We start from the raw sequence: 25,495 nt of genomic DNA, 5'->3' as shown, positions 1-25,495 counted from the left end.
GATGACGCCCGTCCGGCCGGCGGCCGCATGAGCGACCGGTATCCGCGGCACTGGGCCTCACCGCCCCACTCCCCCCATCTGCCGCGGGTACCGGTTCACCCGACCCCAGGAACCGGAGACGCGGACCCGTGACCGAGCACGTGCCGACCGACCGCCCGCCGGCCGCTCGCCCGCCTGCGCCGGCGGCGGCGTCCCGCGGCCGTCCCGCCGCCGACCCCGGCGACGCCTTCTGGGCCGCGCTGGACGACCCCGAGCGCGCGGCGCTCCGGGCGGTCGCGCGGCCGCGAAAGTACGCGCCGCGGACGCCGCTGTGCTACCAGGGCGACGATTCCGACCACATCATCATCATCGAGTCGGGCTGGGCGAAGGTGACGTCGGCCAGCGAGGACGGCCGGGAGGTGGTCCTCGCCGTGCGCGGTCCCGGCGACCTGGTGTGCGAGAGCGCGGTGCTCGGCCGCCGGGAGCGGTCGGCGACCGTGGCGGCGCTCAGCCCGCTGCGCGCGCTGGTGGTTCCCGCCGCCCGCTTCACCGGCTTCCTGGACGCCCATCCGGGCGTGTGGCGGCTGGTCAGCGGCACGTTCGTGCGCCGGCTCGACGACGCAGACCGCAGGCTGCAGGCGCACGTGTCCGCGCACGGCGCGCGGCGGCTGGCGATCCTGCTGACCGAGCTGGCGGAGGTGTCGGCCCGGCACGCGCCGCCGGACGCCGCCGGCGGCATCGTGATCGGCCCGCCGCTGTCCCAGGAGGAGCTCGGCAGCTGGATGGACGCCTCGCGCGAGACGGTCGCCCGGGCGCTCGGCACGCTGCGGGCGGAGGGCCTCGTCGTCACCGGCCGCCGGAAGATCACCGTGGTGGACGCAGCGCGGCTGCGGGAGTTCGCGCGGACGCCGGAGCGTCCCGCGGCCGACGCCTTTACAATGTAGATCACGTCCGGAACCTGGTTTTCGTCCCGTACGCTCGGTGCTGTGCCGCGCCGACCGCTGCGACTGCGTACCGCGGAGGCCGACGCCGAGATCCGCGCGGGCCTCGACCGGATCCGCGCCGAGTACTCGGTGCCCGGCCCGTTCCCGCCCGCCGTCCTCACCGAGGCCGCCGGGCCCGCGACCCATCCCGACGGCCGCGCCGACCTGCGCGGGCTCCCGTTCTTCACCCTCGACCCGCCCGGCTCCCTCGACCTGGACCAGGCCATGCACCTGGAGCGGCGCGGCCCCGGCCACCGGGTCCGGTACGCGATCGCCGACCTGGCCGGGTTCGTGCGGCCCGGCGGCGCGCTGGACGCCGAGGCGCGGTCCCGCGGCGTCACGCTCTACCTGCCCGACACCAACGCGCCGCTGCACCCGCGCCCGCTGTCGGAGAACGCCGCGAGCCTGCTGCCGGGGCGCGACCGCCCGGCCGTCGCGTGGACGATCGACATCGACGACGCCGGCCGGATCACCGACGTGGACGTGCGGCGCGCCCTCGTCCGCAGCCACGCCCGGCTCGACTACGCGACCGCCCGGCACGACGGCGGCGACCCCCGGATCGCGCTGCTCGGCGAGATCGGCGAGCGGCTCATCGCGGCGGAGGCCGCGCGCGGCGGAGTCAGCCTCCCGCTGCCCGAGCAGGAGGTCGTGCACGCGAACGGCGGCTGGGCGCTGAAGCTGCGCGGCGACCTGGCGACCGAGGCGTGGAACGCGCAGATCTCGCTGCTCACTGGCCGGGCGGCGGCCCGGCTGATGCTGGACGGCGGCGTCGGGCTGCTGCGCACGATGCCGCCCGCGCCGCCCGAGGCGGTGGCGCGGCTCAGGCTCGCCGCCGGCGCGCTCGGTGTCGCCTGGCCCGGGGACTCCGCGTACGGCGACATCGTCCGCGCGCTGGACCCGTCCCTGCCGCGGCACGCCGCGTTCCTGCACGACGCGGCGGCGCTGATGCGCGGCGCCGGGTACACCGCGTTCGACGGCTCGCCGCCGGGGCAGGCCGAGCACGCCGCCGTCGCCGCCCCGTACGCGCACGTCACGGCGCCGATCAGGCGGCTCGCCGACCGGTACGCCACCGAGGTGTGCCTGGCGCTCGCGGCGGGACGCCCCGTCCCCGGCTGGGCGCGCGAGGCGCTGCCCGAACTGCCGGAGGTGATGCAGCGGGCGCTGCGCCGCGCCGCCGACATCGACCACGCGTGCGTCGACCTCGTCGAGGCGCTGCTGCTGCGCGACCACGTCGGGGACGTCTTCGACGCGGTGGTGGTGGACGTGAGCGCCGACCGGTCCGGCGGGCGGGTCCAGCCGGTGTCGCCGCCGGTGTTCGGCCGCTGCGACGGGGACGCGCTGCCGCTCGGCGAGCAGGTCAGGGTGCGGCTGGAGGAGGCGGACCCGGCGCGCCGCCGCGTCCGCTTCTCCCGCGCGGCCTGACGCCCCGGGAGGGTCAGCGGCGGCGGGCGCGGCGGCGCGGGCGCCAGTTCGTGCTCGTCCCGACGCCGGCGAAGTGCAGCGCGATCAGCAGCAGACCGAGGACGGTGAGCGTGCCGTTGTTGATGGCGTCCGAGGTGACGTCCGCCAGGTCGAAGAGCAGGGCGAGCGCGAAGACGATCGCGGCGACGATCGCGAGCATGTCGGCCTCCGGTAGGTCGGCTGCCTTTCCGGATGTCCGCGAACCCGCTCCGCAAACCGCGCGGCCTTTCCGGACGGCCGAATCTCCTACCGAAGGGTCGTCCGGCGCCGGGACGCGGTCAGGCGGCGCTGGGGCGGATGATCCGGCCGAGATCCTCGGTGACGTCGGCGTTGAGGCGGTAGGCGGTCTTGACCTCGCCGATGACGCGGTCCTGCTCGGCGGCGTCCCAGGGCGCTGCGTCCAGGAGGTCGCGGTAGCGGTCCTTGTACGCCTTGGGCTTGCCGGGGAAGCGGTAGAAGCGGACGCCGTCGTCGCCGGCCGTCAGGTCGAGGGTCTTGCGGACCTGCCTGCCGATGTACTGCCCGCCGGACAGGTCGCCCAGATAGCGGGTGTAGTGGTGGGCGACGAACCCGGCCGGCCAGTCGAAGCACACCTCGCGGAGCCGGTCGCAGTACCGTTCCGTGGCCTCGCCGGGCTCGATCCGGGCGCGCCAGCGCGGGCCGTAGAAGTAGGCCAGGTCTGCCTCCAGCGCGTCGCGGCGGCGCAGGCCGGGAAGGTCGAACGGGGCGGCGACCGGGTCGGACGCCATCCGGTCGGCGGCCTCTTCGAGGAGGTCGTAGACGGGGTGGAGCTGCGCAACCAGGACCGCGTACTCGTCGCGGGCGAGGCGGCCCTCGACGAGCGCGCTCATGTAGGCGGACGTCTCGTTGTCCCCGTGGTCGCTCCACGTCGCGGCCCTCAGCCGCGCGGAGAACGCGCCGTCCGTGCCCGTGCTGTCCATCCCGGCCTCCTCGGTTCCCGCGACTTAGGCTAGCCTTACCTAAATCTGTTTGGGAAGGTGCGGCGGCGAAGTTTCCTACGTGACGTCGGTTACTTTACCGACATGGCGTCGGCAACGTCCAGCCGCAGGTCAGCCGCTGAGCGCGGCGCGGGCCTCCTCGGTCATGCGGACGACCTCCCGCCGCACCTGCGGGCGTTCGGTGAGCCGCTCGCTGAACGGGATCCGGACGGGATGCTCGGCGCCGCCGTCCATGACCGCGAAGTCGATCCCGTCGGCGTCCATGCCGGTCATCCGGGCCGCGGTCGCGCCGGGCCGGCCGGCGAGCGCCCGGCAGATCGTGAGGCAGTCGGCCGCGTGGTCCTCGTTCATGTGGCGCATGATCTGCCCGACGACGTCGTCGGTGAAGGGTCCCGCGTCGGTCATGGAGCCGTCCTTCCTGGGATATGGGGCGGAGCCTACCCGCCGCCGGTCAGGCGACTCCGGCGGGCTCCTGCCCGGCCAGCCAGGCGACGATGCCCTCGACGGCGTCGCGGCACGTTCCGCAGCCGGTGCCCGCCCTGGTCTCGCGGGCGACGTCCCCGGCGGTGCGGGCGCCGCGCTCCCAGCAGGCGCGGATCCGGCCCTTGCTGACGTCGTTGCAGTGGCAGACGGTCGCCGCGTCCGGCATCCGCAGCGGCGCCTCCGCCCGGGCGGGCGTGTCGAGGCCCGGGAAGAGGAGGCCGTGGCGCTCGGCGGGGAGCGGGGCGGCGCGGTCGTAGAGCTGGGTGAGGGTCCCGGCCGCGGCGGTCTCGCCGAGCAGGATCGCGCCGATCAGCCGCCCGTCCCGGATGACCGCCTTCTTGTAGGTGCCGCGCGCCGCGTCGGTGAAGCGGACGACCTCGACGCCCGCGTCGTCGTCGCCGAAGTGCGTCTCGCCCATCGACGCCAGCTCGATGCCGGCGGCCTTGAGCCGGGTGATCTGCCGGGCACCGGTGAAGCGGGCGGCGGGGTCGGTGCCGGCGAGCAGCCCGGCGAGCACGTCCGCCTGCTCCCAGGCGGGCGCGACCAGCCCGTACACCTCGTCGCGGTGCTCGGAGCACTCGCCGATGGCGCGGACGGACGGGTCGGTGACCGAGCGCAGCTCGTCGTCGACGATGACGCCGCGGCCGACGGCGAGGCCCGCGTCCCGGGCGAGCGCCGTCTCGGGCCGGACGCCGCACGCCAGGACGACGAGGTCGGCGGCGGCGGTCTCCGTCCCGCCGCCGGGCAGGGCCAGCTCGACGCCGGTGACGGCGCCGTCCGACACGCGCAGCCCGGTGACGGCGGCCCGGAGGCGGGTGCCGATGCCGAGGGACGCCAGCGTCCGCGCCAGGACCTTCCCGGCGGCGGGGTCGAGCTGGCGCTCCATGAGGTGCCCGGCCAGGTGCAGGACGGTCACGTCCAGGCCGCGGCCCGCCAGCCCGCGCGCGGCCTCGATGCCGAGCAGCCCGCCGCCGACGACGAGCGCGCGGCGCGCCGACTCGGCCAGGTCGCAGATGCGGCGGCAGTCGTCCAGGGTGCGGAACACCAGCGCGCCGTCGGGGAGCCCGTCGCGCAGGCCGGGCAGGGGCGGGACGAACGCGGTGCTGCCCGTCGCGAGGACGAGCGTCCCATACGGGGTGGCGGTCCCGTCGGACGCGTGGACGGTCCTGGCGGCGCGGTCGACGCGCGTGACCTCGACGCCGAGCCTGGCGTCCACGCCGTGCGAGGCGTACCAGGCGGCGTCGACCAGGCCGATGTGCTCGGGCCGCGTCAGCCCGGCGAGGACGTTCGACAGCAGCACCCGGTTGTAGGGGCGCTGCGGCTCCGCGCCGAACACGGTGACGGGCGTCGCTGCGTCGCGGGCCCGCAGCTCGCCGACGAGGCGGGACCCGGCCATGCCGTTGCCGACGACGACCACGCCCGCCGTCCCTTCGGGGCTCACCGCTTCACCTCCAGCGGGAGAAGGGGCCTGATCTGGTCGCGTTCGACGCCGAAGGAGATGCTCGGGTCGGGGGTGTGCGGGGCGTTGACGAACGAGACGAAGCGGGCGAGCCGGTCGGGGTCGTCCAGGGTGTCGCGCCATTCGTCGGAGTAGGCGGCGACGTGCCGGGCCATGGCGGCGTCGAGGTCGGCGCAGATGCCGAGGCGGTCGTCGACGATGACCTCGCGGAGGTGGTCGAGCCCGCCGTCGAGCGTCTCCAGCCAGGTCGCCGTGCGCTGCAGCCGGTCGGCGGTGCGGATGTAGTACATCAGGAACCGGTCGATCAGGGTGATCAGCTCGTCGTCGGCGAGGTCGGTGGCGAACAGGTCGGCGTGCCGCGGCCGCATCCCGCCGTTCCCGGCGAGGTAGAGGTTCCAGCCGTTCTCGGTGGCGATCACGCCGAAGTCCTTGCTCTGCGCCTCGGCGCATTCGCGGGCGCAGCCGGACACGGCGGACTTCAGCTTGTGCGGGGCGCGCAGCCCCCGGTACCGCAGTTCGAGGCGGATCGCCATCGCCGTCGAGTCCTGGACGCCGTAGCGGCACCACGCGGACCCGACGCACGACTTCACCGTCCGCAGCGCCTTGCCGTAGGCGTGCCCGGACTCGAACCCGGCGGCCGTCAGCCGCCGCCAGATCTCGGGGAGCTGCTCGACGCGGGCGCCGAACAGGTCGATCCGCTGCCCGCCGGTGATCTTGGTGTAGAGGCCGAAGTCGCGGGCGACCTCGCCGATCGCGATGAGCCCGGCCGGGGTGATCTCGCCGCCGGGGACGCGCGGCACCACCGAGTAGGTGCCGTTCCTCTGCAGGTTCGCCAGGAAATGGTCGTTGGTGTCCTGCAGCGCGGCCTGCTCGCCCTCCAGGACGTGCCCGTTCCCGAGGCTCGCCAGGATGGACGCGACGGCGGGCTTGCAGATGTCGCAGCCGCGGCCCGTCCCGTGCTCCTCGATGAGCCGGGTGAAGCTCGTGATCCGCCGGACCCGGACGATGTCGAACAGTTCGGCGCGGCTGTGGGCGAAGTGCTCGCAGAGGGCCGTGCCGACCTCGATCCCGGCGGCGGTGAGCTCGGCGTCCAGGATCCGTTTCAGCAGCGGGACGCAGCTTCCGCAGCTCGTCCCGGCGCGTGTGCGGTCCTTCACGGCCGGGACGTCGGTGAGGGAGTGCTCGGAGACCGCGCGGCGGATGCGGTCGGCGGTGACGTTGTTGCAGGAGCAGACGACCGCCGCGCCGGGGAGTTCGCCGCCGCCTGCCGGTTCGGCGCCGCCGAAGAGCATGCGCTCGGGGGCGTCGGGCAGGCCGCCCCCGACGTGGGCGCGGAGCGTCCCGTAGGGCTCGGCGTCGCCGACGAGGACGCCGCCGAGGAGCGTCCGGGCGTCGTCGCTGACGACGAGCCTCTTGTAGACGCCGGCGACGGGGTCGGTGTAGGTGACGCTGAGCGCGCCCCGCTCGGGCCCGGCGGACGGGTCGCCGAAGGCGGCGACGTCCACGCCCATCAGCTTCAGTTTCGCGGACGTGTCGGCGCCGTCGAACACGGCGGTGCTCGCGTCCGACAGCAGCCGGTCGGCGACGACCTCCGCCATCGCCAGGCACGGCCCGGCCAGCCCGTACACCGTGCCGCCGACCTCGACGCATTCGCCGATCGCCCAGATCGCCGGGTCGTCGGTGCGGCAGGACGCGTCCACGACGATCCCGCCCCGCTCCCCCACCGGCAGGCCGCAGGCGCGGGCCAGCTCGTCGCGCGGGCGGATCCCGGCGGAGAACACGACGACCTCGGCGTCGATCGCCGCGCCGCCGGCGAGCACGACCCGCCGGACCGCGCCGTCCTCCCCCGCCTCCAGCGCCCGGACCGGGACGCCCGCGTGGACGGCCAGGCCGAGTCCCTCGATGTGGCGGCGCAGCATCGCCCCGCCGCCCTCGTCGAGCTGGCGCGGCATCAGCCACGGCGCGACCTCCACGACGGCGCCGCGCAGCCCGAGGCCCTGCAGCGCGCGGGCGGCCTCCAGCCCGAGGAGCCCGCCGCCGATGACGGCCGCGGTGGCCCGGCCTTCCGCGTATTCGCGGAGGGCGTCCAGGTCGTCGATGGTCCGGTAGGCGAACACGCCCGGCAGGTCGCGGCCCTCGACCGGCGGGACGAACGGCGCCGATCCCGTGGCCAGGACGAGCGCGTCGTAGCCGGCGACGCGTCCCGCCGAGGTGGTGACCGTCCGGGCGGCGCGGTCGACGGCGGTGACGCGCTCGCCGGTGACGACGGCGACCCCGCCGCCGTGCGCGGGGTAGACGAGGTCGGCGCCGTCCAGGTGCGCCGTCAGCGCCACCCGGTCGTAGGCCGGGCGGGGCTCCTCGCCGATGACGGTGATCGTCCAGGTCCGGGCGGTGTCGCGCTCGCGCAGGGCCTCCACGAGGCGGTGCGCGGACGGGCCGTGCCCGGCCACCACGAGCCGCCTGTCCAGTTCGCTGTCGGCTCCCATGCGGCCGATTCTGAGCGGCGCCCATTTCGCTCGGACGTCGCGGATATCACCTCCGCGTAAACGGCCGCTCACACCCGCCGCACCCGCGATGAGAAATGCTTTTCGTCCCCCTCTGGCCAGGTACGCAACCTTTGTGGGATTGTGCGCGCACCCGTTTTACTTTCGCCGCGTTCCTGGGAGGCCGCATTGCGAAGGGCCATCGGTTTCACCCTCATCGGCATCGGCGCGTTCATGCTGGCCGGGTTCGTCCTCGCGCGCTATTACGTCGCGCCGACGCTGATCGGCGCGCCGACGGACTTGTACCAGGTCACGCGGCTGCAGGCCGACGGCGCCGCCTACTTCGACGCCGGGAAGCTGACGCCGCGGACCGGCGCGACGGTCGTGGCGACCAACACGATCCGGGCCGATGTGAACGCCCGCGAGGACGGGTTCGCCGTGTGGGACTCCACCACGGTCGTCCAGGACACGGCGAACGGCGTCACGATCGAGCTCCAGAAGCAGCGGCTCGCCTTCGACCGCCGGACGGGGCGGCTCCAGAACTGCTGCGGCGCGGCGGTGGAGGGCGACAAGAGCGTCCGGCAGTCCGGAATCGGGCTGTTCTGGCCGGTGGAGCCGGAGAAGAAGGGCCTGGAGCTCTTCGACACCGGCACCCGGCGCGCGTGGCCGATGGTCTTCGCCGGGGAGGAGCGGCGCGACGGCGTCCGCACCTACCGGTTCGTCCAGCGCGTCCCGGACACCAAGATCCCCAGCAGTCTCCCCGCCGTGCCGCCCGAGCTGCTCGGCCTCCCCAAGGGCGGCGCGGCCGTGCCGGTGGACCGCTACCAGCGGTCCGAGTCCACGTACTGGATCGACCCGCGGACCGGCGCGCCCATCGACCAGCAGCGGCACGTGGTGTCGACGCTGCGGCCCCAGCAGGGCGGCGCGGGCAGCCTCGTCGTCGCCGACCTGGACCTGAAGATGACGCCCGAGTCGCGGAAGGCGCTGCTCGCGAAGTCCGACGACGGCGCCGCCAAGATCCGGCTGCTGGAGACCATCGTGCCGCTGACCTTCCTCGGCGTCGGTCTGTTCGCCCTGGCGGCGGGCCTGGCCCTGGCGACCGGCTCCGGCCGCCTCCCCCGGCACCGCGGCGCGACCGGCGGCTCCCCCGCCCCCGCGAGCCGGTAGCGGGTCACCCGGGGGCGAACACGGCGGCGACCTCCGGGATGCGGGCGATGTAGCCGTCCAGGAGCCGCCGTCCGACCGAGACCGAGTCGACCAGCGGGTGCAGCGCGAACGCCTTGGCGGCGTCGGGGCGCGAACCGGTCAGCGCGGCGCGGATCGTCAGGCGCTCGACGGCCTTGACCTGCTGCATCAGGCCCGCCTGGTGCAGGTCGGGCTGGTCGAGGGGCAGCGGGTGGACGCCGGCCGCGTCCACCCGCACCGGCATCTCGACCACCGCGTCCGGCGGCAGCGCGGCCACCGTCGCCCCGTTCCGGACGTTGAGGATCATGGTGGCGGGCTCGTCGCGGGCGATCGCGGCCATCACCCTCACCGCGACGCCGGCGTAGCCCTCGTCGACCGGGTCGACGCCGGAGTGCCCGGCCTGTTCGGCGCCGGTGGCGGAGCCCTTCATCTCGGCCATGTAGCTGGCGCTGCGGGCCGCGACGGTCTCGCGCCACAGCTCCACGGCCGCGCCGCCGGACGCGGCCGCGGCGCGCTCGTAGAACGCGGCCTGCTGCGCTGCGAGGAACTCGCCGCGGGTCTGCGGGGCGTCGAGGGTGGCGCGGACCGCCTCCCGGTTGAAGTAGAAGTAGTACAGGTACTCGTTGGGGATCGTCCCGAGGTCGCGGAGCCACTCGCGGCCGAACACCACCCCCTCCTCCAGGGAGCCGAGCAGGCCGTCGTCGGCGAGGACGGCGGGCAGCACGTCGGCGCCGTCGTGCAGGACGCGGCGCGTCCAGCCGAGGTGGTTCAGGCCGACGTAGTCGAGCCGGAGGCGGGACGGGTCGAGGCCGAGCGCGGCGGCGACGCGGGTTCCGAGCCCGGACGGGGTGTCGCAGACGCCGAGCACCCGGTCGCCGAGCACCGCCTGCATCGCCTCGGTGATCATGCCGGCGGGGTTGGTGAAGTTGATGACGTAGGCGTCCGGCGCGAGCTCCCGCACCCGGCGGGCGATGCGCGTCATGACCGGGACGGTGCGCAGGCCGTAGGCGATCCCGCCGGGGCCGGTGGTCTCCTGCCCGAGGACGTCCAGGCCGAGCGCGACCCGCTCGTCGCAGACCCGTCCGGCGGTGCCGCCGACGCGGATCGCGGAGAAGACGAAGTCGGCGCCGTCCAGCGCGCGGTCCAGGCCGGTGGCGGTGAACACCTCCGGCGCGCCGGCGGCGCCGTCCCCGAGCGCGGCGAGGACCGCGGTCATGACCTTCAGGCGCGCCGGGTCGGTGTCGTGCAGCCAGACCTCGTCGATCCGGGGGGAGCCGCGGTCGCGCAGCAGCGCCTCGTACACGTACGGCACCCGGAACCCGCCGCCGCCGAGAATGGCCAGCTTCATGCAGCGGAACGTAGCACCCGGGCGGCGCCCGCCGTCGTGCACCATGGAGGGGTGACGCAGGTTGAGAGCCGGTTCACCGGCGGCGGGACGGAGGCGGGGGCGCGGCTGCGGACGCTGGCCGATCTCGTCGCGGGCGGCGGCGTGCTGGTGCTGAGCGGCGCCGGCCTGTCGACCGAGTCGGGCATCCCCGACTACCGCGGGGAGACGGGGCGACGGCGGCGGGCCGAGCCGATGACGTACCAGGCGTTCACCGGGTCGGCGGCGGCGCGGCGGCGGTACTGGGCGCGCAGCCATCTGGGGTGGCGGCACATCGCGGCGGCGCGTCCGAACGACGGGCACCGCGCGGTCGCCGAGCTGGCGCGCCGGGGGCTGGTCACGGGGATCATCACCCAGAACGTCGACGGCCTGCAGCAGGCCGCCGGGGCGGACGGGGTCGTCGAGCTGCACGGCGCGCTGGACCGGGTGGTCTGCCTGGCGTGCGGCGAGCGGACGCCGCGCGCCCGGCTGGACGAGCGGCTCCGCGCCGCGAACCCCGGCTGGGACGCCCGCGCCGCCGCCCCCGGGACGGTCAAACCCGACGGCGACGCCGTGCTCGCCGACGCCGACGTCGAGGCGTTCCGGGTGGTGGACTGCGAGCGGTGCGGCGGCGTCCTCAAACCCGACGTGATCTTCTTCGGGGAGAACGTGCCGCCGGGCCGGGTGCGGGAGTGCTTCGCGCTCACGGAGGCGGCGGGCGCGCTGCTGGTGCTCGGGTCGTCGCTGACGGTGCTGTCGGGGTACCGGTTCGTCCGGCACGCGGCCGGGCACGGCGTCCCGGTCGCGATCGTCAACCGGGGCGCCACCAGGGGCGACGAGCACGCCCGGGTGACGCTGGACGCGCCGCTCGGCATGACCCTCCAGGCGCTGCTCGCCGAGCTGGACGCCCGCGGCCGAACCGCCCGGCCCGCGGTCAGCCCTTGATCACCGAGGTGGCGGCGGGCGCGGGCGTCCGCGGCTGGTTCGGGCTGCCGGGCTCGGGCGCGCCCGTCACGGCGGGCGGGTCGGGCAGCGCGTCGACGGTGACGAAGCCGGTCCCCTCCAGCAGCGCCATGTGGGTGTGGACGAAGGTCTCGCACTGCTTGGCGAACTGCCGGACGAGGGTGTTGCGCGTGCTGGCGCGGACGGCGGCGATCTGCGGGTAGATCTGGCCGTGCGCCACCCGCAGCCGCGCCACGGCCGTCTTGTCGTACTCGGTGCCGGACTTGCCGGTGATCTCCGACATCCAGCTCTGCTGCTCGGCGGTCGGCCGGTCCGGCAGCGGGACGTTGAGCTGGGCGGCGATCCCGCGGGCGATCCCGTCCAGCCGCTCGTGCTGGCGGGCGATCTCGGCGAGGTTGCGCTGGGTCGCGGGCCGGGCGGCGCGGCGCGCGGCCTCCCGCCCGACGGGGATCTCCCAGAGCCCGGCCTGCCTGACCTTGACGATGAGGACGCGGTCGGCGGGCCCGAGCGGCCCCCATTCGGTGGCGACGGTGGCCTGCTGGGCGTTCTCGGCCGCGACCCCCGCGGGCTGCGCTCCGCCGTCGCCCGACTGGCGCGCCAGGGCGGTGCAGCCACCGAGGAGCAGCGGCAGGGCGAGCCCCAATGCCGCGACCTGTACCGCCACGGGGATGGGCCGGGGTGTTCGCATCCGCCGCCGTCCTTCCGGTCGAGGAGAGGTGCGTCACCCGGGCTGTACGCACGTCGCCCCGGCGGGGTTCAACGCCGTTCCGGCGGCGTTCGACGGCGGCGCGGGGGCGTCAGGTCCAGCCGAGCGGGACGAGGGTGGTGGCCGGGGGCTCGCCGCCCGCCTCGGTGAAGGCGCGCAGGGCGGCGACGAGGGTGCGCCGCTGGCCGGGCGGCATCCGGGCGACGATCTCGGCGATGTCGGCGCGGCGGCGGGCGGTGACGTCGTCGACGATGGCGCGGCCGGCGGCGGTGAGCTGGATCCTGACCTCGCGGCCGCTGTCGGGGCTGGCCTGCCGGTCCAGCAGCCCGGCGGCGGCGAGCCGGTCCACCATCCGCATGGCGGTGGACGGGTTGACCTCCAGCAGCCCGGCGAGCGTGACGAGCTTGAGCGGCCCCTGTGAGGACAGCACGACGAGGAGCCGGAACTGCGGCAGCGTGACGGCGTCCTCGACGGCGGCGAGGGACCGCACGGAGATCGCCACCAGCAGCCGGGACGCGGTCAGCACCGCCGAGGTGACCTCGTCGACGCCGTGCGCGTCGCCGGCGGGGGCGGCCTGCTCGCTCATGACGACTTTCTACAACGCCCGGAGCCCCGCGCGCCAATGTGTGCCAGCCGCCCCCGGAGGGCATTCCGACAAAAGATTCTGTCTTGACAAATCTGATTGTCGGTTGCCATGATGGGGTCATGCTGGACGTGACGGTGATCGAGAACCCCGAGGCGGCGGCCGCCTCGCTGGACCCCATGCGGGCGCGGCTGCTCGCCGAGCTGGCCGAGCCGATGTCGGCGACCGCGCTCGCGGCCCGGGTCGGGCTGCCCCGGCAGAAGGTCAACTACCACCTGCGGGCGCTGGAGCGGCACGGCCTGGTCGAGCTGGTCGGCGAGCGCCGCAAGGGCAACATGACCGAGCGGCTGATGCGGGCCACGGCCGCGTCCTACGTCATCTCGCCGCTCGCGCTCGCGTCGGTGCAGCCGGACCCGGACCGGCACCGGGACGCGCTGTCGGCGCGGTGGCTGCTGGCGCTCGCGGCCCGGCTGGTCCGCGACGTCGGCGCGCTGATCACCGGCGCGGCGCGGGCCGACAAGCGCCTGGCGACGTTCGCGCTGGACGGGGAGGTCCGGTTCGCGTCCGCGGCCGACCGGGCGGCGTTCATCGAGGAGCTGACCGCCGGCGTCGGCGCGCTGGTCCGCAAGTACCACGACGCTGAGTCGGAGGGCGGGCGGGGCCACCGCGTCGTGATCGCCGTCCACCCGTCGCTGAAGGCCGAACCCGAGGCGGCAGCGGAACCGGAGCGGGACGTCCCCGGAGAGATCGAGTCCTGACCCGCGGCCGGTCGCCGCCGCGCAACGCAACCACGAAACGTAAAGGAGAATCGTCATGGGCAAGGCATTCGAGATCGTCCGCGAGTTCGAGGTGGACGCCTCACCCGAGCAGGTCTGGGACGCGATCACCACGGGCGCCGCGGGGTGGCTGTGGCCGGCGGAGTACGAGCCGCGGGTCGGCGGCGCCGCCGGGCTCGGCGGGGTCGTCACCGCCTGGGACCCGCCGCACCGGCTGACCAGCCGCCAGGAGGACCCGGACGGCATCGAGGGCCTCCCCCAGTCGCTGAACCAACTCGACAACCTGATCGAGCCGCGCGAGGGCGGGCGCGCCTGGGTCCGCTACGTGCACAGCGGGATCTTCACCGACGACTGGGACAACCAGTACGACGGCGCGAACCGGCACACCGACTTCTACCTGCACACCCTGCGGCAGTACCTGGCGCATTTCACGGGTCTGCCGGCGACGCAGTCCGACGTTCACGGGCCGAAGGCGTCCATGGCGAAGGGGTCGTTCGACGCGGCCGTCCGCGCGCTCGGCCTGGACGCCGCCGCCGAGGGCGACACCGTCCGGGTGGACGTGCCCGGGGCGGGCGCGGTGGACGCGGTCGTCGACTTCCGCAACGAGTACTTCCTCGGCCTGCGCACGGACGACGCCATGTACCGGTTCTTCGGACGCGACGCGTGGGGCGGCCCGGTCGGGATCGCCGTGCACGACTTCGCGCCAGGCTCGGCCGCTGAGCAGGAGCGGACGAAGAAGGCGTGGCGCACCTGGCTGCAGGACGTGTACGCCTGAACCGCCGGACGCGGGCGCCCGCACGGAGACCCGTGCGGGCGCCCGTTCGCGTCTTCGCTAACCGGCCCTTTCGCGGACGAGGGCGGCGAGGTCGGAGCGGGCGAGGCCGCGCAGCCCGGGACGCTGCGCCAGCCACGCCACGGCGAGGACGGCGAGCGCGGACCAGGCGAACGTCGCGGGCCGGATCCCGGTGTGGAGCGACATCAGGTCGCTGTCGAACGCGCCGAGGAACGCGCCGGTCGCGAGCCGTCCGGCGACCAGGCCCGGCACGGTGCCCGCGGCCACGACGAGGAGGTTCTCGGCGGTGACGAGGCGGTCGAGCCGCCTGCGCCCGACGCCCGCCGCGCGCAGCGTGGCCAGTTCGGTGCCGCGGTCGGCGAGGTTGACCGACAGGGTGGCGAACAGGACGGTGAAGGCCAGCAGCCCGCCGAACGCGAACATGACGGCGACGAACACGTAGAACAGGTCCATGTAGTCGTCCATGGTCTTCTTCAGCGCCCGCGAGTCGGTGTAGGCGATGACGCCGGGCAGGGACGACAGCGCCCGCTCGACGGCGGCGCGGTCCGCGCCCGGGTCGAACCGGACGAGGACGGTGCCGGGCCGGGCGGCCGGGTCCCAGGCGGCGACCTGGCGGAGGTCGGCGTAGGCGAAGGTGCCGAGCGGCTCGTCGACGAACCCGGCGACGGTGGTGGTGACGGCCCGTCCGTCGTCGAGGCGCAGGGTGACGCGGTCACCGGCGCCCACGCCGAGTTCGTCGCGCAGCGCCGCGCCGACGAGCGCGCCGCTGCGAGGCAGGGCCCGTTCGCCGCCGCCTGGGGTGAGGAACCGGTGCATCCGCGTCCCGGCGGGCAGCCCGACGACGGACGTGGAGTACCCCTTGCCCCCGGCGGTGATGGTGGCGGGCAGGTGCGCGGACGGCTCGGCGGACCGCACCCCGTCCGTCGCCGACACCGCGGCGAGCGTCGCGGCGCCGGCGGGCCCGGCGAGGGTGAGCTCCGCGTCCTGCCGCTGGACCTGGTCGAACTGCCGGGACACGGTCGCCCTGGACGAGTCGAGCATCCCCCACGACACGAGGATGAGCACGAGCGCGAGGATCACGCCGCTCATCGTGTAGAGGGTGCGGCGGACCTGGCGGGTGGGTCCGCGCAGCACCAGCCACGCCCCGGCGGGCAGCCGCCCGGCACCGGGCGCGGATCGCGCGGCGCGGACGATGAGCCCGCCGCCCCGGGCCGCGGGGACGGTCCCGCGCATCGCCTCGGCGGGCGGGACGCGGGCCGCCGACACCGCGGGCGCCAGGGCCGCGAGCGCGCCCGCGACCAGCCCGAACGCCAGCCCGGCCAGCACCGTCGCTGGGCGGACGGTCACGGTCGTCTCCGGCAGCCCGATCGCGTCCCCGTACAGGCGGGTGACGGACCCGGCGAGCAGCAGCCCCGCGGCCGCGCCGAGGACGGACCCGGCGAGCCCGGTCGCGACGCCGGTCGCCAGATAGTGCGCCACGACCGTCCGGCGGCGGAACCCGCTCGCGCGCAGCGTCCCGATGACGACGCGGTCGCGCGCCACGCGGCGGGTCAGCACGACGTAGACGGCGACGCCCGCGGCGGCGAGGAACAGCAGCGGGAACATCACGGCGAGCTGGGAGAAGCCCTGGATGTCCTGGGCGAGCGCGGCGTTGCTGGGCTGGTCGGCGCGGGTGACGGCCGCTCCGGCACCGTACCCGCGCGCGGCGGCGGTCAGGGCGGCGTCGAGCTCGCCGGCGCGGGCGCGTTTCGCGCCGGTGTAGCGGACGGTCACCTCGTTGGGCGCGGTCACGCCGCCGACCTGCCGGGCGAGCGGCTCGGGGACGTACAGGACGCCGAACGTCCCGGGGGCGGGCAGCACGTCCTGGCGGCTGGCGGCGGGCCACAGGTACTCGGGCGAGGACGCGGTGCCCCGCACGTTCAGGGGACGCCAGGCGCGCCCGTCCCACACCTCCACCGCCGAGCCGGGTTTCAGTCCGGCGTCGTCGGCGACGTGCTTGTCGGCGAGGACACCGGCCGGGGCGGCGGGGTCGAGGTACCGGCCGTCGAGGATCTTCACGCGGTTGATCTCGGGCTGCGACGCGGCGGGGAAGCCGACGACGCGTCCGACGAGGGTGGAGCCGTCCGGCATGCGCATCGGCACGTCCGCGACGGTCCGCGCCGCCGCGGCTTCCACCCCGGGCGTGTCCCGCGCCCGTTTCGCGATCGCGGCGGTGTCGCCGCCGGACACGGTCAGGTCCGCGAACCGGTACCTGTCGAACACCGCCTGGTAGCCGGATTCGAGGTTCTTGTAGGCGTCGTAGGACGCGCCGAACAGCGCGACGCCGAGCATCACCAGCACCGCGGCCGACACCAGCTGCGCGGGGCGGCGGCGCAGGTCGCGGAGCAGCTTGACGGTGAGGGTGCTCACCACGTCACCTCGTCGGCGGTGGCGGGCGCGGCGTTCGCGGTGACCTCGGTGACGCGGCCCGACCGCATCCGCACGACGCGGTGCGCGATGGCCGCGATCGCGGCGTTGTGCGTGACGACCAGGACGGTGCGGCCCTGCGCGTTGAGGTCCCGCAGGACGCGCAGGACGCCGCGTCCGATCTCCAGGTCGAGCGCGCCGGTCGGCTCGTCGCACAGCAGCAGCCCGGGGTCCTTGGCGACCGCGCGGGCGATCGCGACGCGCTGCTGCTCGCCGCCCGACAGCTGCGCCGGGAAGTGCGCGGCGCGATCGGCGAGCCCGACCGCCGCCAGCGCCGCCGCGGACCGCTCGCGGTCGCCGCGCCCGGTGAGCTCGGCCACGAGCCGGACGTTCTCCAGCGCGGTCAGCGACGGGACCAGGTTGAAGAACTGGAACACGAACCCGACGACGTCGCGCCGGTAGGCGGTGCGGGCGTCCTCGCCCAGGCCGGACAGGTCGCGGCCCCCGGCGGTCACCTCGCCCTCGGTGGCGGGCTCGATCCCGCCGATCACGTTGAGCAGGGTCGTCTTGCCCGATCCGGACGGGCCGAGCAGCACGACGAACTCGCCGCGCTCGACCTCCAGGTCCACCTCGCGCAGCGCATGCACCGCGGCGTGGCCCGTCCCGTAGGTCTTGCCGACGCCGCGCAGCCGCACGGCCGGGCCGCCCGCGCGGGCCTCCTCACCGTCCTGGACGGTCGCCTGCACGCGATCATGACGCGCCATCGTCGCCTCCTCACTCGTCGGGGGTCTGCTCGCCCGCGTCCTGGGGTCCGGTGGGGCGCAGAAGGGCGAGGAGCCGGTCGGTCGCGCCCGCAGCGTCGGTGTCGGGATCGATCAGCACGTGCAGGAGCAGGCCGTCCATGAGCGCGGTGAGCACCACCGCGAGGGCGGCGGGGTCGGCGTCGGCGCGCAGCAGCCCGGCGGCGCGGTTCTCGGCGAGACGTGCCGCCAGCAGGTCGCGGAACGTCCGGATCTGCCGGACGCCCTCGCCGCGCAGTTCCTCGTCCCGCAGGCCCTGCATCAGCGCCTCGACCACGACCCGCTGCTGGGCCGTGCCGGGGCCGCGTTCGATGAGGCCGCGGACGGCGTCCGCGACGCCGTCGAGGACGTCCTCGGCGCGGAGGAGCGCCTCGACGGGCCCTTCCAGCTCCTTCTCCACCGCGTGCATGACCGCGGCCCTGCGCAGCGCGTCCACCGAGCCGAAGTAGTAGTGCACGAGCGCGTTGTTGGCGCGTGCCCGCTCCGCCACGGCCCGCGACGTCACCGCCGACCAGCCGCTCTCGGCCATCACCTCGACGGCGGCCTCCAGCAGCCGTATCCGCGTGGGCGCGTCCCCGCCCGCCATCCCGGCCCCCTGTATTGGTCGAACGCTTTAAGCACTTGCTTAAAGCGTAACCGCGATCGTTGCCCACTGCAATGTTCCGGCGGCGGGACGGTCCCTGAACACGCCGAACGCCCGGCCGTCCGGCCGGGCGTTCGGGCGTTGGGAGGTCGCGCGCCGCTTCTTTCGCGGCCGGCGCGCGCGGGGTCAGGCGTCGCGGCGTTTGAGGAGGAACGCGGCGACGGCGAGGAGCGCGAACGTCCAGAGGGCGAACACTCCGTACCCCTCCCAGGGCGAGAGCAGGTCGTCCTCGCCCTGGTGGGCCTTGGCGATCAGGTAGCCCGCCTCGGACGGCAGGTAGGCGTGGACGCGCTCGCCGATCTTGCCGGGCAGCAGCGTGGCGAGCGGCGCCAGCACGAGCACGAACCCGATCACGCCGGTGATGCCGCCGGCGGTGTGCCGGACGATCGCGCCGATCGCCAGCGCGAACAGGCCGAGCATCGCCAGGTAGAGGCCGCCGCCGACGACGGCGCGCAGGACGCCCTCGTCGCCGAGCGACACCTCCGCCTTGTCCCCGATGAGCGCCGAGCCGATGAAGAACGACGCGAACGACACCACGATGCCGAGGGCGAGGACGACCAGCGCGAACACCAGGGCCTTGGCCCACAGCATCGGCAGCCGCCGCGGCACGGCGAGCAGGCTGGCGCGGATCATGCCGGTGGAGTACTCGGAGGCGATCACCAGGACGCCGAGGACGCAGACGGTCAGCTGGCTGAGGAAGAACCCGCTGCCGAGGATGAAGCTGACCGGGTCGGCGGTGACCGAGGCGCGGTCGCCCTCGGTCATGTTGTCCCACTGCGCGGTGGTCAGCCCGACGAACAGCGCGGTGAACCCGAGGTCGAGGATGATGAGCAGGATCAGCGACCACAGGGTGGAGCGGACCGTGCGGATCTTCGTCCACTCGGCGAGCATGAGCCGTCCGAAGCCCGGCCGGTCGTAGGCGGGCGGGCCCGCGGGCCGCGCGGCGGACTCGGTGGTGGCGGCGGTCATCGCGGCTCCTCCTTCCCGGCGGGGCCGGCGGCGGGCGCGGCGGCGGGACCTCCGGCGGCGGGCCCGGCGCCGGGACCCGCGCCTGGGACGGGTCCCGCCACGGGGCCTCCGGCCGCGCCGTATTCGACGCTCTCGCGGGTCAGTTCCATGAACGCGGCCTCCAGCGAGCCGCGCATCGGGGTGAGCTCGTGCAGGACGACTCCTTCGGCGGCGGCGAGCTCCCCGACGCGGGGAGCCTCCATGTGGGTGACGGTCAGCAGCCCGTCCTCGGACGGCCTGACCTTGGCGCCCTCGTCGGTGAGGACGCCGGCGAGCCGGGCGGCGTCGGGGCTGCGGACGGCGACCATCTTCTCGGTGCTGCGCTCGATGAACTCCTCGGTGGAGCAGTCGGCGATGAGCCTGCCGCGCCCGATGACGATGAGGTGCTCGGCGGTGACGGCCATCTCGTTCATCAGGTGGCTGGAGACGAACACCGTCCGGCCCTCGGCGGCGAGCCGCTGCATGAGGGTGCGGATCCAGACGATGCCCTCCGGGTCGAGGCCGTTGACGGGCTCGTCCAGGATCAGCACGGACGGGTCGCCGAGCAGCGCGGCGGCGATGCCGAGCCGCTGGCCCATGCCGAGGGAGAAGCCGCCGGCGCGCTTGCGGGCGACGCCGGTGAGGCCGACGAGCTCGACGACCTCGTCGACGCGCTTCTTGCCGACCCCCTGGGTCTGCGCGAGGCACAGCAGGTGGTTGTAGGCGCTGCGCCCGGTGTGGACGGCCCGCGCCTCCAGCAGCGCGCCGACCACGCGCATCGGCGCAGGCAGGTCGGCGTAGTGGACGCCGTCGATGCGGGCGTCGCCGCGGTCCGGCCGGTCGAGGCCGAGCAGCAGCCGCATGGTGGTCGACTTCCCGGCGCCGTTCGGGCCGAGGAACCCGGTCACGCGCCCGGGGACGACGGTGAAGGACAGATCGTCTACGGCGGTCTTGTCGCCGTAGCGCTTGGTGAGGTTCTCCGCCTCGATCATGCACACATCCTGCGTGGTCGTTTCGCGAAATAACGTGATCGGGATCACGCTAGCGGTCCCGGCCGGGGTACCGGATCCTCCGTGCAGCGGATCCGTCTCCGACCTGCGTAGGGTGCCCGCCCGTGCGCCGCCCACGCCGGGAAAGGCGAGAGGCCCTCCCGCTCGGCGGGAAGGCCCCTGGTCCGTCCGGCGTCAGGCGTTGACGCCGTCGGCGGCGTTGACGTCCTTGTGGAAGCGCTTGTGGACGTAGAGCTTCTCGCCGAGCGTCTCGCAGCGCCACCACAGGCCGCTCGGCGGGCCGATGCGGGTGCCGCGCGGCAGCTCGCGCAGGACCTCGTTCACCGGCGTCATGCGGAACCGCCCGGACCGGCACACCAGGATCCGCCGGTCGGTGATCACGACGACGCGGTAGGCGTTGGCGAAGATGATGATCCAGTAGGACAGCAGCGCGAAGTACTGGCTGGTGGTCTGGGCGCCGAACACCGCCTGGACGTTCTCGCCCGGCTGCAGGACGGGGGCCGCGTTGGCGCGCATCTTGTCGCGGATGGCCACGGGTCGGGACCTTTCTCGTGTCTCTCGTGGGCGGCGGCCGCTCCCGGTTCCGGCGGCGGCGCAGGCGCGCCGTCGCCGGCGCGGTGCGCGCCGTCCTCAGCGCCCCCGGCGCATCATGCTCCCCACGGCCCTCAATGGTGATCGGGCGCCCCGATTGTGGCACCGAATCGCAGGTTACGGAGCCATTTCCCGGCATTTCAGCTGCCTTCGGGGTTCCAGCGGCCTTATTGACCGTCTGTCAATAGTGGGCGAGGATGGCCGCGCAGGTTCCGCACCGCCCGGAGGCACCGTGCCCGCCACACCGCAGGTCCCCTCGTCCGAGCAGCTCGGCGACCGGCTCGCCGACCGGGACGTGCTGCGCCGGCTCTCTGCCGAGCCGCTGGTCGGCCTCGGCGCCGGGCGGGCGCTGCTGATGCAGCTCGCGCACCCGGACGTGGCCCGCGGCGTCGCCGAGCACAGCGATTTCGCCGACCGTCCGCTGGCCCGCCTGTTCGGCACGCTCGACTTCCTGCTGATCGTGACGTTCGGGACGCCGGAGCAGGTCGGGCGGGTCGCGGCGAAGGTCCGCGGCATCCACGGGACGGTCCGCGGCGACGGCTATTCCGGCAACGACCCGGACCTGCAGCTGTGGGTCAACGCGACGCTGATCGACTCGGCGCTGCACATCCATGAGAGCGTCATGCTCCACGGCGGCCGGGGCGGCCGCGACGACCGCGGCCTGGCGGAGGAGTACTACCGGCAGGCCCGCGCGGTCGCCGAGGTCCTCGGCTGCCCGCTGGAGTCGCAGCCCGCCGACCTGGCCGCGTTCCGCGCCTACATGGCGGACATGCTCGCCTCGCTGGAGGTGACGGACACGGCCCGCGAGGTCGCCGACGCCGTCCTGTGGCCGCGCAGGCTGCGCGCCCTGTCCCCCGCCCTGGCGGTGTTCCGGCTGCTCACCGCCGCGCTGCTGCCCGGCACGCTCCGCGACCAGTACGGCCTCCCCTGGACGGACAACCGCCGCCGCACAGCGACGCTGATGCTGCGGACGGCGGGCGGCGTCCACCGCGTGACGCCGGGGTTCCTGCGGCGCCCGCCGGAGGCGTTCCTCGTCCGGCTGGCGGCGTACCGCGTCGACCGGACCCTGAAGGCCCGCCGCACCCGCCGCCGCTCCCCCGTTCCCTAGGCGACGGAGGAGTACGCCACGACGCCGCGGCGCATCGAGTCCATCGCGCGCCGGGCCATCTTGCGGATGTGGCTGTTCGGCGGGGCGGCGTCGGCGACCTGCCCGAGCAGGTCGAGGAGCTGCTTCACGGCGCGGACGAAGTCGCCGGCGGTGAGGTCGCTTTCGAGGAGGACCTCGTCGAGGTCGTCGCCCTTGGCCCACCGGTACGCCGTCCACGCGAACCCGAGGTCGGGCTCGCGGAGGAACGACACGCGGTTGTCGCGCTCGACGGCGTCCAGCTCGCCCCAGAGCCGCACCATGGCGGCGAGGGCGTCCTGCGCGGGCCCGGCGGGGGTGCGGGGCGGCGCGGCGTCGTCGGGCTGCCGCGACTCGTAGACCAGCGCGGACACGCACGCGGCGAGCTCGGCCTGGTCGAGCTTGTCCCACAGCCCCTCGCGGAGGCTCTCGGCGGTGAGCAGGTCGAGCTCGTTGTAGATCTGGCCGAGGCGGCGCCCCTCGGCGGTGACGGAGTCGCCCTCCAGGTAGCCGAGCTGCTCCAGGACGGCGCAGACCCGGTCGAACGTCCGGGCGATGACCTGGGAGCGGCCCTCGACGCGGCGGCGGAGCTGCTCGGTCTCGCGGTCGAGGCGGTGGTACCGCTCGGCCCAGCGGGCGTGCTCCTCCCGCTTGTCGCAGCCGTGCACGGGGTGGCGGCGCAGCTCTGTGCGCAGCGCGGTGATCTCGGCGTCGTCGGGGGCGGCGGAGTCGCCGCGGGCGCGCTTGCGGCCGCGGGCGTCGTCGGGGACCTTGGCGCGCAGGGTGGACGCCAGGTCGCGGCGGTCCTGCGGGTTGCGGGGGCTGAACGATTTCGGGATCCGGATCCGCTCGACGGGCTCCACGGCGCGCGGGAAGTCCTGGATCGACAGGCGCTGCACGGACCGGTTCACGGTCAGCACGAGCGGCGCGGGCCCGTCCGAGCGGCGCCCGACACCGGGGTCGAGGACGACCGCGAGCCCCGACCGGCGGCCGGACGGGACGAGGATGACGTCGCCGGGCCGCAGGTGCTCCAGCGACCTGGCGGCCTCGGCGCGGCGGGTCCCGGCCCGTTCGCGCGACAGCTCCGCCTCCCGGTCCGACAGGCGGCGCCGCATCGCCGCGTACTCCATGAAGTCGCCGAGGTGGCATTCGGCGGCCTTGGCGTACCCGGCGAGGGCCTCCTCGTTCTTGTGCACCTGCCGGGCGAGGCCGACGACGGCCCGGTCGGCCTGGAACTGCGCGAACGACTCCTCCAGCAGCGTCCGGGCGCGCTCGTTCCCGACGGCGCCGACGAGGTTCACGGCCATGTTGTAGGACGGCCGGAAGCTGGAGTTCAGCGGGTAGGTGCGGGTGCCGGCGAGCCCGGCGACGGACGCGGGCTCCACGTTCGGCCCCCACACCACGACGGCGTGGCCCTCCACGTCGATGCCGCGGCGCCCGGCCCGCCCGGTGAGCTGCGTGTACTCGCCGGGGGTCAGGTCGACGTGCGCCTCGCCGTTCCACTTGTCGAGCTTCTCGATCACGACGGTGCGGGCGGGCATGTTGATGCCGAGCGCGAGCGTCTCCGTCGCGAACACCGCCTTGATCACCCCGCGGGTGAACAGCTCCTCGACGATCTCCTTGAAGGTGGGGAGCATCCCGGCGTGGTGGGCGGCGACACCGCGCTCCAGGGCGGCGAGGAAGTCGCCGTAGCCGAGGACCCGCAGGTCCTCGGCGGAGATGTCGGCGGTGCGCAGCTCGGCGTGCGCGCGGATCTCCTCCGCCTCCTCCTTGGACGTCAGCCGGATCCCGGCGTGCAGGCACTGCAGGACGGCGGCGTCGCACCCGGCGCGGCTGAAGATGAACGTGATCGCCGGGAGCAGCCCGGCGCGGTCCAGCCGCTCGATCACGTCCGGGCGGGGCGGCGGCCTGAACCGCTGCGGGCGGGGCGCGCGGCGGCGCCCGGTGCGGCGGCCCTGGTTGACCTTGGCGCGGCGGACCTCGTCCACCGCCATGCGGGTGAGCTGCGGGTTCAGCTTCGCCTGCCGGTCCCTGCCCTTGCCGGTGTCGACGAACAGGTCGTACAGGCGGGTGCCGACCAGCATGTGCTGGAACAGCGGGACGGGACGGTGCTCGTCGACGATCACGGCCGTGTCGCCGCGCACCTCGTGCAGCCATTCGCCGAACTCCTCGGCGTTGCTGACGGTCGCCGACAGCGCCACGATCCGCACCGAGTCCGGAACGTGGATGATCACCTCTTCCCAGACGGCGCCGCGGAACCGGTCGGCGAGGTAGTGCACCTCGTCCATCACGACGAACGCCAGGCCCGCGAGGGTCTGCGACCCCGCGTACAGCATGTTCCGCAGCACCTCGGTCGTCATCACGACGACGGGCGCCTCGCCGTTGACGCTGTTGTCGCCGGTGAGCAGCCCGACCTTCTCCGGCCCGTAGCGGCGGACGAGGTCGGCGTACTTCTGGTTCGACAGCGCCTTGATCGGCGTGGTGTAGAAGCACTTCCCGCCGCCGGTGAGGGCGAGGTGCGCGGCGAACTCCCCCACCACCGTCTTCCCGGACCCGGTGGGCGCCGCGACGAGGACGCCGCTGCCGTCCTCCAGCGCCTGGCACGCCTCGATCTGGAACGGGTCCAGCTCGAAGTCGTACAGGGTGCGGAAGTCCAGCAGGGCCGGGCCGCTCCCGGCGGTGCGCCTGCGGTAGGCGGCGTACCGCTGGGCCGGGGTCTCGCCGGCCGACCCGGTGGCGGCGTCGGTGTCGGGGGAGGTCATACCTTGGAGCCTACGGTTTCGACCGGCCCGATTCCCAATCCGGGGACGATCCCCGCGAGCCCCGTCCCCGATCGGCGGGCCGGATCGGCGGGCCCGCCGGGGGTCAGCGGGGGGTCAGCGGGCGCGGTCGCCCTTCTCCAGCTCGGCGTCGATGGCGTCCAGGTCGAGCGGGGACGCCTCGTCGTCGGCCAGCTCCGCATACGGGTCGGGCCTGCGGGCCTGGCGCCGGTCGTGGATGAACGCCAGCAGCTCGGCGACCTCGAACAACACGATGGTCGGGAGCGCCAGCGCGAGCATCGTGAACGGGTCCTGGCTGGGGGTGGCGACCGCGGCGAACACGAACACCCCGAAGACCAGGAGCCTGCGGGACCTGCGGATACGGTCGTGGGTGAGGACCCCGATCATGTTCAGCATGACGACGAACAACGGCAGCTCGAACGTCAGCCCGAATATCAGCAGCATGGCCAGGACGTAGCCGAGGTACTGGTCGACGGTGATCAGCGCGGCGACGTCCTCCGGCACGAACCCCAGCAGGAGCGCCAAGCCCTTGTCCACGGTGATGTAGGCCAGCACGACGCCCAGGAAGAACAGCGGGATCGCCGCGGCCATGAAGGTGTACGTCCAGCGCCGTTCCTTGCGGTACAGGCCGGGCGCGACGAACGCCCACATCTGGTACAGCCAGAACGGCGAGGAGATCACCATGCCCAGGATGAAGGCCATCTTCAACCGGAGGAAGAACGCGGAGAAGGGCCCGTTGACGACCAGGGAGCAGCGCCCGTTGAGATCCCGGGAGGCGGGCAGGGAGCAGTAGGGCTCCTTGAGCGCGTCCCACACCGGGCCGAAGAGCAACCAGCCGATGACCGCGCCGACCAGCAGCGCCAGGATCGCCTTGATCAACCGGTTGCGCAGCTCCCGGAGATGCTCCATGAGGGGCATGCGGCCGTCGGGGGCGGCGGCGTCGCGCGTCAGCTTCATCGTGGGCATTCAGGCTCGGGGG

23 protein-coding genes are annotated in these 25,495 nt (G+C 74.5%); 7 read left to right on the top strand and 16 right to left on the bottom strand.

Features of this window, described 5'->3' with window-relative positions; all coding sequences use genetic code 11:
• Positions 1–128 precede the first annotated feature (128 nt).
• Both E1287_RS26950 and E1287_RS26945 read left to right on the top strand, forming a co-directional pair.
• Complete coding sequence (locus E1287_RS26950; RefSeq protein WP_243719460.1) at positions 129–923, top strand: Crp/Fnr family transcriptional regulator; 795 nt, start codon at positions 129–131, stop codon at positions 921–923.
• A gap of 42 nt (positions 924–965) precedes the next feature.
• Complete coding sequence (locus tag E1287_RS26945) at positions 966–2,384, top strand: RNB domain-containing ribonuclease (protein WP_131967867.1); 1,419 nt, start codon at positions 966–968, stop codon at positions 2,382–2,384.
• A gap of 13 nt (positions 2,385–2,397) precedes the next feature.
• Here E1287_RS26945 and E1287_RS26940 read toward each other — a convergent pair whose 3' ends face one another.
• From E1287_RS26940 to nirB, 5 genes are all read right to left on the bottom strand, one after another.
• Positions 2,398–2,583 carry a hypothetical protein gene (locus E1287_RS26940; RefSeq protein ID WP_131967866.1) on the bottom strand — a complete coding sequence of 62 codons (186 nt, stop codon included), beginning with the start codon at positions 2,581–2,583 and terminating at the stop codon, positions 2,398–2,400.
• A gap of 118 nt (positions 2,584–2,701) precedes the next feature.
• On the bottom strand, positions 2,702–3,364 hold the full coding sequence (locus E1287_RS26935; protein ID WP_131967865.1) for a biliverdin-producing heme oxygenase: 663 nt from the start codon (positions 3,362–3,364) through the stop codon (positions 2,702–2,704).
• 129 nt (positions 3,365–3,493) lie between these two features.
• Entirely contained in the window at positions 3,494–3,787 is a 294-nt protein-coding gene (locus E1287_RS26930) for a DUF2470 domain-containing protein (protein WP_131967864.1), read from the bottom strand.
• A gap of 46 nt (positions 3,788–3,833) precedes the next feature.
• Positions 3,834–5,306 carry an FAD-dependent oxidoreductase gene (locus tag E1287_RS26925; RefSeq protein WP_243719459.1) on the bottom strand — a complete coding sequence of 491 codons (1,473 nt, stop codon included), beginning with the start codon at positions 5,304–5,306 and terminating at the stop codon, positions 3,834–3,836.
• Positions 5,303–7,810, bottom strand: a complete 2,508-nt coding sequence (gene nirB / locus E1287_RS26920) for a nitrite reductase large subunit NirB (protein WP_131967863.1) — start codon at positions 7,808–7,810, stop codon at positions 5,303–5,305. Before nirB ends, E1287_RS26925 begins: the two co-directional genes overlap by 4 nt.
• 186 nt (positions 7,811–7,996) lie before the next feature.
• Here nirB and E1287_RS26915 point away from each other — a divergent pair, with 186 nt between their 5' ends.
• The gene (locus tag E1287_RS26915) at positions 7,997–8,974 is read left to right on the top strand and encodes a DUF3068 domain-containing protein (protein ID WP_131967862.1); all 978 of its coding nucleotides are present in this window, start codon (positions 7,997–7,999) and stop codon (positions 8,972–8,974) included.
• A 4-nt stretch (positions 8,975–8,978) separates the two neighbouring features.
• On the opposite strand, the gene E1287_RS26910 is transcribed toward E1287_RS26915, so the two are convergent.
• On the bottom strand, positions 8,979–10,340 hold the full coding sequence (locus E1287_RS26910) for a 6-phospho-beta-glucosidase (protein WP_131967861.1): 1,362 nt from the start codon (positions 10,338–10,340) through the stop codon (positions 8,979–8,981).
• A 51-nt stretch (positions 10,341–10,391) separates the two neighbouring features.
• Here E1287_RS26910 and E1287_RS26905 point away from each other — a divergent pair, with 51 nt between their 5' ends.
• Positions 10,392–11,300 (top strand): NAD-dependent protein deacetylase, encoded by a 909-nt coding sequence (locus tag E1287_RS26905; RefSeq protein WP_131967860.1) that lies wholly within the window; start codon positions 10,392–10,394, stop codon positions 11,298–11,300.
• Here the strand turns inward: E1287_RS26905 and E1287_RS26900 are convergent.
• Positions 11,290–12,006 carry a DUF4142 domain-containing protein gene (locus E1287_RS26900; RefSeq protein WP_131967859.1) on the bottom strand — a complete coding sequence of 239 codons (717 nt, stop codon included), beginning with the start codon at positions 12,004–12,006 and terminating at the stop codon, positions 11,290–11,292. The two genes, E1287_RS26905 and E1287_RS26900, sit on opposite strands and share 11 nt — an antisense overlap.
• A gap of 109 nt (positions 12,007–12,115) precedes the next feature.
• Complete coding sequence (locus E1287_RS26895) at positions 12,116–12,610, bottom strand: MarR family transcriptional regulator (RefSeq protein WP_131967858.1); 495 nt, start codon at positions 12,608–12,610, stop codon at positions 12,116–12,118.
• 119 nt (positions 12,611–12,729) lie between these two features.
• Between E1287_RS26895 and E1287_RS26890 the strand changes: the two genes are divergently transcribed.
• On the top strand, positions 12,730–13,365 hold the full coding sequence (locus E1287_RS26890) for a helix-turn-helix domain-containing protein (RefSeq protein ID WP_131967857.1): 636 nt from the start codon (positions 12,730–12,732) through the stop codon (positions 13,363–13,365).
• Between the two features lie 55 nt (positions 13,366–13,420).
• Positions 13,421–14,158 (top strand): SRPBCC domain-containing protein, encoded by a 738-nt coding sequence (locus tag E1287_RS26885; RefSeq protein WP_131967856.1) that lies wholly within the window; start codon positions 13,421–13,423, stop codon positions 14,156–14,158.
• A gap of 57 nt (positions 14,159–14,215) precedes the next feature.
• On the opposite strand, the gene E1287_RS26880 is transcribed toward E1287_RS26885, so the two are convergent.
• The 6 genes from E1287_RS26880 to E1287_RS26855 form a co-directional block, all read right to left on the bottom strand.
• On the bottom strand, positions 14,216–16,585 hold the full coding sequence (locus tag E1287_RS26880; protein ID WP_131967855.1) for an FtsX-like permease family protein: 2,370 nt from the start codon (positions 16,583–16,585) through the stop codon (positions 14,216–14,218).
• Positions 16,582–17,346 (bottom strand): ABC transporter ATP-binding protein, encoded by a 765-nt coding sequence (locus E1287_RS26875; RefSeq protein WP_131967854.1) that lies wholly within the window; start codon positions 17,344–17,346, stop codon positions 16,582–16,584. The genes E1287_RS26880 and E1287_RS26875 overlap by 4 nt, the downstream gene beginning before the upstream one ends.
• 10 nt (positions 17,347–17,356) lie before the next feature.
• Positions 17,357–17,968, bottom strand: coding sequence for a TetR/AcrR family transcriptional regulator (locus tag E1287_RS26870; protein WP_131967853.1), 612 nt, complete (start codon positions 17,966–17,968; stop codon positions 17,357–17,359).
• A 183-nt stretch (positions 17,969–18,151) separates the two neighbouring features.
• Positions 18,152–18,994: an ABC transporter permease gene (locus tag E1287_RS26865; RefSeq protein ID WP_131967852.1), complete on the bottom strand. Its 843-nt coding sequence runs from the start codon at positions 18,992–18,994 to the stop codon at positions 18,152–18,154.
• Positions 18,991–20,004, bottom strand: coding sequence for an ATP-binding cassette domain-containing protein (locus tag E1287_RS26860; RefSeq protein ID WP_131967851.1), 1,014 nt, complete (start codon positions 20,002–20,004; stop codon positions 18,991–18,993). The genes E1287_RS26865 and E1287_RS26860 overlap by 4 nt, the downstream gene beginning before the upstream one ends.
• Positions 20,005–20,196: 192 nt before the next feature.
• Positions 20,197–20,556 carry a hypothetical protein gene (locus E1287_RS26855; protein ID WP_131967850.1) on the bottom strand — a complete coding sequence of 120 codons (360 nt, stop codon included), beginning with the start codon at positions 20,554–20,556 and terminating at the stop codon, positions 20,197–20,199.
• A gap of 289 nt (positions 20,557–20,845) precedes the next feature.
• Between E1287_RS26855 and E1287_RS26850 the strand changes: the two genes are divergently transcribed.
• On the top strand, positions 20,846–21,721 hold the full coding sequence (locus E1287_RS26850) for an oxygenase MpaB family protein (RefSeq protein ID WP_243719458.1): 876 nt from the start codon (positions 20,846–20,848) through the stop codon (positions 21,719–21,721).
• Here the strand turns inward: E1287_RS26850 and E1287_RS26845 are convergent.
• Positions 21,718–24,498, bottom strand: coding sequence for a DEAD/DEAH box helicase (locus tag E1287_RS26845; RefSeq protein ID WP_131967848.1), 2,781 nt, complete (start codon positions 24,496–24,498; stop codon positions 21,718–21,720). The two genes, E1287_RS26850 and E1287_RS26845, sit on opposite strands and share 4 nt — an antisense overlap.
• A gap of 114 nt (positions 24,499–24,612) precedes the next feature.
• Positions 24,613–25,473 carry a twin-arginine translocase subunit TatC gene (gene tatC / locus E1287_RS26840; RefSeq protein WP_131967847.1) on the bottom strand — a complete coding sequence of 287 codons (861 nt, stop codon included), beginning with the start codon at positions 25,471–25,473 and terminating at the stop codon, positions 24,613–24,615.
• Positions 25,474–25,495 lie beyond the last annotated feature (22 nt).

This window comes from Actinomadura sp. KC06 (assembly GCF_004348735.1).
GTDB lineage: Bacteria > Actinomycetota > Actinomycetes > Streptosporangiales > Streptosporangiaceae > Spirillospora.
The sequence above is the reverse complement of the archived record's forward strand: the minus strand, read 5'-3'. Positions and strand labels throughout refer to the sequence as shown.